The sequence below is a fragment of the Acinetobacter sp. YH01007 genome (assembly GCF_013420425.1).
In the GTDB taxonomy this organism is placed as follows: Bacteria; Pseudomonadota; Gammaproteobacteria; order Pseudomonadales; family Moraxellaceae; genus Acinetobacter; species Acinetobacter towneri.
On the sequence record NZ_VOYC01000005.1, the window covers coordinates 188,670 to 198,242 of the forward strand.

General features: G+C 41.7%; 8 protein-coding genes and 1 pseudogene. 8 read left to right on the forward strand and 1 reads right to left on the reverse strand.

Annotation, left to right across the window (positions count from 1 at the left end; all coding sequences use genetic code 11):
• Positions 1-208 precede the first annotated feature (208 nt).
• The 6 genes from FTT74_RS04245 to FTT74_RS04270 all read left to right on the forward strand — a co-directional run bounded on the left by FTT74_RS04245 (position 209) and on the right by FTT74_RS04270 (position 4,617).
• Complete coding sequence (locus FTT74_RS04245; protein ID WP_154320414.1) at positions 209-1,135, forward strand: acyltransferase; 927 nt, start codon at positions 209-211, stop codon at positions 1,133-1,135.
• Positions 1,136-1,150: 15 nt separating this feature from the next.
• Positions 1,151-2,209, forward strand: coding sequence for a hypothetical protein (locus FTT74_RS04250; protein ID WP_004975298.1), 1,059 nt, complete (start codon positions 1,151-1,153; stop codon positions 2,207-2,209).
• A gap of 143 nt (positions 2,210-2,352) precedes the next feature.
• The gene (gene minC, locus FTT74_RS04255) at positions 2,353-3,078 is read left to right on the forward strand and encodes a septum site-determining protein MinC (RefSeq protein WP_004975296.1); all 726 of its coding nucleotides are present in this window, start codon (positions 2,353-2,355) and stop codon (positions 3,076-3,078) included.
• 69 nt (positions 3,079-3,147) lie between these two features.
• A complete protein-coding gene (minD, locus tag FTT74_RS04260; protein WP_096902697.1) occupies positions 3,148-3,960 on the forward strand; it encodes a septum site-determining protein MinD in 813 nt (270 codons plus the stop codon).
• Between the two features lie 2 nt (positions 3,961-3,962).
• A complete protein-coding gene (gene minE, locus FTT74_RS04265; RefSeq protein ID WP_096902698.1) occupies positions 3,963-4,235 on the forward strand; it encodes a cell division topological specificity factor MinE in 273 nt (90 codons plus the stop codon).
• A gap of 94 nt (positions 4,236-4,329) precedes the next feature.
• Positions 4,330-4,617, forward strand: coding sequence for a PA4642 family protein (locus FTT74_RS04270; RefSeq protein ID WP_004975291.1), 288 nt, complete (start codon positions 4,330-4,332; stop codon positions 4,615-4,617).
• Between the two features lie 130 nt (positions 4,618-4,747).
• Here the strand turns inward: FTT74_RS04270 and FTT74_RS04275 are convergent, their stop codons facing one another.
• Complete coding sequence (locus FTT74_RS04275; protein ID WP_179988616.1) at positions 4,748-7,936, reverse strand: DNA translocase FtsK; 3,189 nt, start codon at positions 7,934-7,936, stop codon at positions 4,748-4,750.
• A 341-nt stretch (positions 7,937-8,277) separates the two neighbouring features.
• On the opposite strand from FTT74_RS04275, the gene trxB reads away from it, so the two are divergent.
• Positions 8,278-9,231: a thioredoxin-disulfide reductase gene (gene trxB, locus FTT74_RS04280; RefSeq protein WP_168418250.1), complete on the forward strand. Its 954-nt coding sequence runs from the start codon at positions 8,278-8,280 to the stop codon at positions 9,229-9,231.
• A 112-nt stretch (positions 9,232-9,343) separates the two neighbouring features.
• A pseudogene (locus FTT74_RS04285) lies at positions 9,344-9,445 on the forward strand (leucyl/phenylalanyl-tRNA--protein transferase); the annotation flags it as partial.
• Positions 9,446-9,573: the final 128 nt, after the last annotated feature.

The window sequence follows — 9,573 nt, forward strand, 5'->3', positions numbered from 1 at the left end:
AAAAAATATACTTAGACCATTGATTTTTTGTTAATAAAAAAACTTTTACTTACAAATATACATGATCATGTACAAATCTTGGTATAACTTCATCACAATTTCTACACACTTTCACTTCAACACTTTTTTATTTTAAAAACAACATTTATATTGGAGTCATCTACAAACACGTGACGCATTGGACGATTTATCTTCAGGATTGATTTATATGTCATCGCAAGCAAAGAAACACCCTTTATTAAAAAAAATCACAAAAGGTCTCACCGTGGGTACAGTCATCACTGGCAGTACATTTTTTCACGGCCCTCCTGTGTTGGCTTTGGGCTTAACCAAACTGTTAAAGCAGTCACGTAAGGTCGATGAAACCAATATTCAAATTACCAACAGTTGGCTCAGTGTAAACAACTGGCTGATTGATCATGTATTACCCAATACCCAATGGGATATCAGCATTGATGAAGATTTGCAACTGAGCATGCAAGGTCGTTATCTCATGACCTGTAACCATCAAAGTTGGGTCGATACCACAGTAAATCAGTATTTTGGCTTAACCCGTATGCCATTGACCCGCTTTTTTACCAAGTGGGAACTGATCTTTATTCCCTTTGTAGGACAAGCCTTTAAAATTTTAGGCTTCCCAATGATGAAGCGTCACAGCAAAGCACAAATTGCCAAAAAACCTGAGCTGAAAGACCACGATATGGAAGAAGCGCGTAAAGCCTGCCAACAGTTATTAAGTCAGCCCTTTACCCTGCTGAATTATTTAGAAGGCACACGCTTTACCCAAGAAAAACATGATCAACAACAATCGCCTTATCAACATTTATTAAAGCCAAAAGCTGGTGGTTTAGCTTTGGCATTGAATATTTTGGGTGATCAAATTGATGCCTTGGTAGATATGACCATTGTGTACCCAGATGGCGTGCCGGGCTATAGCGAGTTTTGGTTAGGTGAGGTGCCGCGCATTGCGGTGAATTTACGCAAAATTAATATTCCAGATTGGGTGTTGGGCGGCAATTACGAAGATGATGCTGAATATCGTGAGCGTTTTCAGCAATGGGTGCATGAACTGTGGCTGGAAAAAGATCAATTGATTGAAAGCATGCAACAAAAACTTGCAGCTCCGACTGCATAACCATTCAGGTACGCCATGAAAAAGTCTGAAGAACCTGTCATCAAATCCTCTTTTCATCCCCTGCGTAAAGATTCATGGGGATGGAAAATTGCCTTGGCTTATGACTTGTTTTTGATGGGTTTAATCATCTTTAACTTGTTCTGTTTAAGTGCCAATGCCATTTTAATGAGTGATTTTGGCGAATGGTTGTTCGATTTTATTCGTCTACCTGAAATTTTACAGTTTTATCGAACAGAATTGCGCCCTTGGGTGGTGATTACCGAAGGCTGGTTTACCACGTTTTTAATTGTAGAGTTGGGCGTGCGTTGGGGTATTGCAATTATTTTCAAACATCATCAGCGTTGGTGGTTTTTCCCGTTTATTCACTGGTATGAAATTCTTGCAATTATTCCGCAATTGCGTTTTTTACGTTTATTACGTGCCATCGCGATTGGTTACAACCTGCATAGCCATGGCTATAAAGTCATTCCAGACAGTTGGTATAAACGCGGCAACTTTTACTACAACTTGCTAATGGAAGAACTGAGTAGCCGTGTGGTGCTCACAGTACTTAATGGTGTGCAACGTGAATTGACCACCAGTACCACTCACAAACAATTTATTGATGATTTGGTCGAGCATCATCGTCAATTACTCGCGATTGCCCTAGCCGATATTTTGCAGGAATCCTTAGGCAAAGAATTACAAATGCAGCGTCACATGATTGCGAAAAATGTCGGGTTGGTGGTGAATCAAGCCATTGAAGATACGCCTGAACTGACGCAATTGCTGCGCCTGATTCCATTGGTCGGTGGACGTATTGAACAGCAAATTCAAAGTATCGGACAACGATTGGGCGAAAATATCACCCAAGGTTTAATTGAACCTTTTGCACAGCAGCATCAACAAGTACAAAATCCAACTTATCAAATGATTGCTGAAAAAATTAGTCAGATTGAGATTGAACATAATCAGCATATTGATAAATTAGTGGAATCGGCAATATTTGAAAGTTTAGAAGCAATTCGCAAACAAGTAAAAGTTAAACAATGGCAACAAATTTTAAATGAAGGACAACAACACGATATTTCATAAAGGTCTTTCGATAATTTTAGCTAAAACAATGTGAAATATTTTTAGTAACTGAACTAGAGAATTCACCCAATTTGTTCTAGGATTTGCTCTATTTATAAGATGACTTCAACAACCAGCAAAGTTAGAAGTGTTAAGGAATTATTATGGCTGACATACGGATAAAAGGCAGATTGGTCAATGCGATTCGCATTAGCTTAGACACCAATGATCATGATGCGATCCGCCAGCAACTAAGCCCAATGTTGCAAAAATCATTTCCACCAGGGGTTTTGGTGGTCATTGAAAGTTCAGTCGAACAAGAATTGATTGCGCTAATTCAATTGCTAATTAGCCTAGAAGCACAGCCAATTGCTGTGACTGAAGGCATTATGGCAGATCAGGCACGTGCTATTCAGTTCCCTGTCATCCCGCAAGACCGTCCATTGCAGGAAGTGAAAGCCACCAAAGAACAAGTGGTTGAAGTAAAACCTGAACCTGCGGCAGAACAGCAACAGACGGAAAATCAAGTTGCTGAAACTACACCTGCTGTAGCGCATATTACGTCTTATCACGATGAAATTTTGCGTACAGGTCAATGCTTGGTACAACATCAGGGCGACATTATTTTAACCGCAGGCATCAACAGCGGTTCTGAAGTGATTGCTTCAGGAAATATACATATTTATGGTAGTGTACGTGGTAGAGTCATTGCCGGCGCGGGCGGGAATATTGCGGCACGAATTTTCTGTCATTCCCTAGAAGCAGAATTGGTATCTATTGCAGGCACGTATTGCGTGGCGGACGATATTCCTCAGCATGTGACTAAAAAACCTGTGCATATTTACTTAAATGATAACCAAGAGCTTGTATTTGAAGCTCTACAATTTTAATGTATAAATAATCACCAAAAATCCCCGAAAAAATATAGGGGAATTTAAACCATAACAGGAGTGGATTCGGTGGCGAAAATTGTTGTCGTAACATCAGGCAAAGGTGGCGTAGGTAAAACCACTACAAGTGCATCTTTTGCAACAGGTTTAGCCCTACGTGGTCACAAAACTGTTGTTATCGATTTTGACGTGGGTTTACGTAACCTTGACTTAATTATGGGTTGTGAACGTCGCGTTGTTTATGATTTTGTGAATGTATTAAATAATGAAGCGCGTTTACAACAAGCATTAATTCGCGATAAAGATATCGAAAACCTTTATATTCTTCCAGCTTCACAAACCCGTGATAAAGATGCCCTCACCGATGAAGGTGTGGCACGTATTATGGATGAGTTGGCACAAGAATTTGATTACATTATTTGCGACTCACCTGCAGGGATTGAGCGCGGTGCCATTCTTGCAATGTACCATGCCGATGAAGCGATTATTGTGACCAACCCTGAAATTTCTTCAGTACGTGACTCTGACCGTATTATTGGTATGCTTGACAGCAAAACCAAAAAAGTAGAACAAAACGAAGGTCGTGTGCGTAAGCACTTGTGTATCACACGTTACAACCCAGAACGTGCCGATAAACAAGAAATGCTAACCATTGACGACATTTCTAAAGATATTTTACGTGTACCAACTTTAGGCGTTATTCCTGAATGTAAGAGCGTACTTCAAGCATCTAACGAAGGCAAACCTGTCATTCTGTATAGCGATGCTGCTGCAGGTCAGGCGTATGATGACTTGGTTGCACGTTTCTTGGGTGAAGAACGTCCGTTTCGTCATATTGAAACAAAACCGAAAGGTTGGTTAGCACGGTTATTTGGAGCGTAGACATGGCAGGATTTTGGAGCAAATTATTTAGCGGTGAAGATAAGCCATCTAGCGCACAAACAGCAAAAGATCGCTTAAAAGTGATTGTTGCTTCTGAACAAGGTCTAGGTAAACGCTTAAGCCAAGACAAAATTGATCAGATGAAAAAAGAAATCATGCAAGTGGTAAATCGCTACGTGCGTGGTGTCGATGAACAACATATTCAAATGTCTGTGCGTTCAGAAGCCAATATTGAAATGTTGGAAATGAATATCAATTTGCCTGAAGAGCGATAATCTGAATACTGATTAGTCAAGCAAATTGAATCAGGGCAAAATAACACTAGTTATTTTGCCCTATTTTTTTCAAAAGAATATAAAGGAGATTGCCATGGCATTATCTCAACCTGCGACCTTTAACGAAGCATGGTCGGATGAACGTGTATTTGCCTATTTGAATCAACTTCCACCTGCAGGTGTGAATGCAGATTTTCACGTACTCTATCACGCATTTAAACACATGCGTCCAAGTGACTATGAACGTCTATTGACACAATTTGTTGCCGATGGTCGCGATGTCAATGCCACTAATCCTGAAGGTCAGCGTATTCACGATGTGATTGCTGAATTTCCACGTCAAAAAGATGGTTTTTTAGCAGTTTTAGCCAAGTTTGCTTAAACTGTTTAAACACAATCTCTGGCTAAATTCAGCCAAAAAGATTGAGTGTAAAAAGAAAAAATCCCGCAATTGAATTGCGGGATTTTTTTATAGCACTACTTGATTCAAAATCAAACAGAAAGTGAAAGCTTTACACTAAAATTTCACGTTTCCCATTTGCTCCTTGCTCGCTCACAATGCCTTGCTCTTGCATCTGATCGACAATACGTGCCGCACGGTTATAGCCCAAGCTAAATTTGCGCTGTAAAGATGAGGTCGACACTTTACGTGTTTCCAAAACAAATGCTACACACTGATCATACAACACATCACGGTCTGGACTGCCTTCACCATCTTCAAAACCACGTGAAGATGGTTCTTCATCAAATGGCGTCAAGATTTCATCGACATAGTCAGGATCGCCACGCTCACGCCACGCATCACAAATACGGTTGACTTCATCATCCGAAATAAATGCGCCATGCACACGTTCTGGCTCAATTTTACCCGGCCCTAAAAATAGCATATCACCATGACCAAGCAGGTCTTCTGCACCGCCCGCATCCAAGATAGTACGTGAGTCAATTTTCGAGTTCACACGCAAAGCTACACGGGTTGGAATGTTGGCTTTAATTAGACCTGTGATCACATCCACCGATGGACGCTGAGTTGCTAAGAGTAAGTGAATCCCTGCTGCACGTGATTTTTGTGCCAAACGGGTAATCATTTCTTCCGCTTTCTTGCCCACTTGCATGATCATGTCGGCAAACTCATCTGCCACAATCACAATAGATGGCAATGGTGTTAAACGCGATGCACGTTCTTGCGTTGCTGAATCTCCCGGCTTCCAAGTTGGATCAATTAAATCTTCACCATTGGCAATAGATTCTTCAACCTTACGGTTATAGTCGCTTAATTTACGAATTTTCAGGAAAGACATTAGCTTATAACGACGTTCCATTTCATTGACACACCAATTCAAAGCGCTGACGGCATCTTTCATATCAGTCACTACAGGCGTCAATAAGTGTGGAATATCGTTATAGTTGGCGAGTTCCAATTGTTTCGGGTCAATCAAAATTAAGCGTAATTGATCAGGCTTGTATTTCAGCAACATCGACAAAATCATCGAGTTCACTGCCACTGATTTACCTGAACCCGTTGTCCCTGCTACGAGCATGTGTGGTGCTTTGCCCAATTCAGTAATCACAGGATTGCCTGAAATGTCTTTCCCCATCGCCATAGATAAAATGCCGTTTGGATCTTCAAAAGCAGGCGTTTGTAATAACTCAATCAAACGTACCATTTCACGTGAACTATTCGGTACTTCAATGCCAATATACGGTTTGCCCGGAATCACTTCGACCACACGTACCGATGCCATCGACATTGAACGCGCCAAGTCACGAGAAATATTGGTTACTTTTGAAGCTTTGACCCCAGGTGCCAAATCCAGCTCAAAACGGGTCACGACAGGACCAGGCTGTGCTTCAACCACTTTGGCTTTGACATTAAATTCCTGTAATTTAATTTCCAGCAATTCCGACAAGCGCGATAATTGTTCTGCGGTGAAGTTCACTTTTTTGTTTGGATCGACTTTATCAAGCAAATCCAAACCCGGTAATGGCGATAAATCACGACGTTTTTCTGCAACCTGCATGGCGCGTGACATCGGACGACCATGTGCATCGGTCAGCGGCGCATCAAAATCAAAGTCATCTTCGTCTAGTGGTTTGCCTGCGGTTTCCTGCCAAGCTTCGATAAATGCTTCTTTGGATAACGCCACTTTTTCTGCTTGTTCAGCCTGTGTAGCAGTCGCTGCGTTTGCCATCACTGCGGCAGTGGCTGCCGTCTGAATAGGTGCCTGAACAAAAGCAGAACTTTGTGCATAGCTACTGGTACTACGCGCTACAGGCGCTTGATCTTGAAATGCATCTTGCTGTAACTCATCACCCAAAAGATCATCCACCAACAAGTCATCTAAACTGTCTAAATCATGCTGCAAATGGCGCTCTTGGCGTACAGCATGATTTTGCGTATTCGAAGCACTTGACGATGGCGGGTTAAAATCTGACTCAAATCTGCTGAGATCATCGTTAAAATTGTGAGCCGTAGGATTCGAGTGCGGATGCACTGTTTCTTGCTGGGTCACAGACTCATCTAAAGTATCCATTGCCCCGCTGTTTTGGAATGGGCTGTGTAAATCACTTGCAGCTTTGCCTTGCGGAACTGCTGCGAGCAATTCATCAAAAATTTGATCATCATCCCAATCTAACGAAGATTTTGCAGTGGCTTGAGATGCCGTAGATGCAGGACGCACTTCATCAAAAGGATTCGATTGTAGATGTGGCTCTGGTTCTTCAGAAGCACGTAATAATGCATGAATGTCTTGGTTATGCTGACTGTCGGTATTTTCTTGTAAAGCACGCCACACTTCGCCTGTCGCAACAATACGCTGGCTGTCTTGTTCTAAGCGATGCGCCTTTTCGATGGTTTTTTCTAACTCAACATCATCAATTTCATCTTGCACCAATAGCTGTTGCTGCGCCTGTTGCTCTTCTTCTTCACGTTGCTGCATGTGATTAAACATACGCTCTGCCGCAGGATGTGGCGCAGTTGTTTCAGCTTCTTTCGCCTGTGCAACCACGGGTTCACTTGCTGCTTCTAAATCAGTTGATGCCACTTTAACAGCAACCACAGGTGCAGCAGCGACAACGGTCTTTTTCACCTGTGGTGTAGAACGGTCAAAGTCAGATTCTGCTTCAGGTACATTGCGATAGAACAAATCTTGCAGATAAGCAGGTGTAGCTTTTAAAGTTGCCCACGTTCTGTTCCACTTCACCCCAAATGCGAGGGTAAATAAGAAAATCCAAAAGACGACTAAAAAAAGTGTTGCTCCATAAATGGTTAAAATTTGCGATAAACTTTTCCCAAGTTCAAAACCAATGATGCCGCCTGAGGCATTGTCTAACGTATCGGCAGGTACTTGCCAAAATAAATACAGCAAACTTGCTGTTGCCAATAAAATGAAGAATTGTGCAGCATAACGAAATGGACGGTTTAAAAAACTACGTGGCCACCAGACTTGTAAGGCTTCAATAAAAAAATAAGCAGGAAGAAGCAGACTCGCCCAACCTAAAAAGCCAAACAGTAAATCGGCAATCCACGCACCTGCGATTCCACTCGCATTTGAAACCTGTTGGGTGTCACTGGAAATGTGCATCCAACCTGGGTCAAATGGAGTATAGGTCACCGTTGCAAGGAACAGATATATTCCAAAAGAGACCAAAAATAATGTCGCTATTAAGCGATGTGCATAAGCACCCGACACCGCAGTCATATATTGTCCTGTCGCCAATTCTTCATCAATGTTTTTTGTTTGTTCGATGGTCTTAAAAAGCCACCTGATTCGGAGCGTCTGTATTTCATTTAGCTGTGTCATTTAAGTTGCATTTCACGATGCAAGCTTCACCACACAGCAAGCTATAAATTATAACAGACCTTCTATTATGCATGTGTTGCCTAGAAAAAGATGCAAGATTATTGAAGTGTGTTGTTAACTTTTTCTATATAGCTCAAATCGATTTACATGATCAGTAATATCAACTTTAATCACACAGCAAACTCATCCTGTTTCACGTATAATTCCATAAATTTCTAAATAAAAAAAGGATGCTGTGCATGAGCGCTCGTCACTCACGTTTAATTATTTTAGGTTCAGGCCCTGCAGGTTATAGTGCTGCAGTATATGCTGCACGTGCCAACTTAAAACCGACTTTAATTGCAGGCTTACAATTGGGTGGTCAACTCACCACAACTACGGAAGTTGATAACTGGCCAGGTGATCCTGAAGGTTTAACAGGCCCAGCGTTAATGGAACGTATGCAAGCTCATGCGGAACGCTTTGGCACAGAAATCGTGTATGACCATATCAATGAAGTAAACCTGAATGTGCGCCCATTTGTACTGAAAGGTGATATGGAAGAATTTACCTGTGATGCTTTAATCATTTGCACAGGTGCGACTGCACAATATTTAGGTTTAGAATCTGAAGCAGCATTTATGGGTCAAGGCGTAAGTGCCTGTGCCACCTGTGATGGTTTCTTCTATAAAAACCAAAAAGTGATGGTCGTTGGCGGTGGTAACACTGCTGTTGAAGAAGCATTATACCTGTCTAACATTGCATCACACGTGACATTGGTGCATCGTCGTGATTCACTTCGCTCTGAAAAAATCTTGCAAGATCATTTATTTGCCAAAGAAAAAGAAGGCAAAATCAGCATTCTTTGGAATAATCAGGTCGATGAAGTCTTAGGTGACAACACTGGTGTAACATCGGTACGTTTAAAATCAACCACTGATGGTTCAACTCAAGATGTTGAAGTTTCAGGCTTGTTTGTTGCGATTGGTCACAAACCAAATACCAGCATGTTTGAAGGTCAGTTAAACTTACGTGATGGTTATATTCAAGTGCAAAGCGGCACAGCAGGCAACGCAACACAAACCTCTGTTGCAGGCGTATTTGCCGCTGGTGATGTTGCCGATTCAGTTTACCGTCAGGCAATTACTTCTGCAGGTTCAGGCTGTATGGCTGCGCTAGATGCAGAAAAGTATTTAGATGCCTTAGGCGAATAAACTCAGCTCATTACCTTAAAGACACAAACCGCTCTCAGGAGCGGTTTTTTTATCACAACATTTTTAGGTATGATGCGCAGCAGATCATATAAAACTGTATACGGCTCTTGATATGCAAACGCTCCCAGCTTCATCATTCATTTTTCCAGATCCAATTGAGGTTGATCCTGAAGGTGAAGGCTTGATTTGTGTCGGTGCAGACCTCTCCCCTGCCATGAACCGTACCGGGTTTGTCGGAGACCAACTTTCTTGAGAGAATGTTCCAATGACAAAACCAAAATATACCCCTGAAATCAGAGAAAGAGCGGTTCAATTATTGATTGAATCTGAAAAAGATTATCC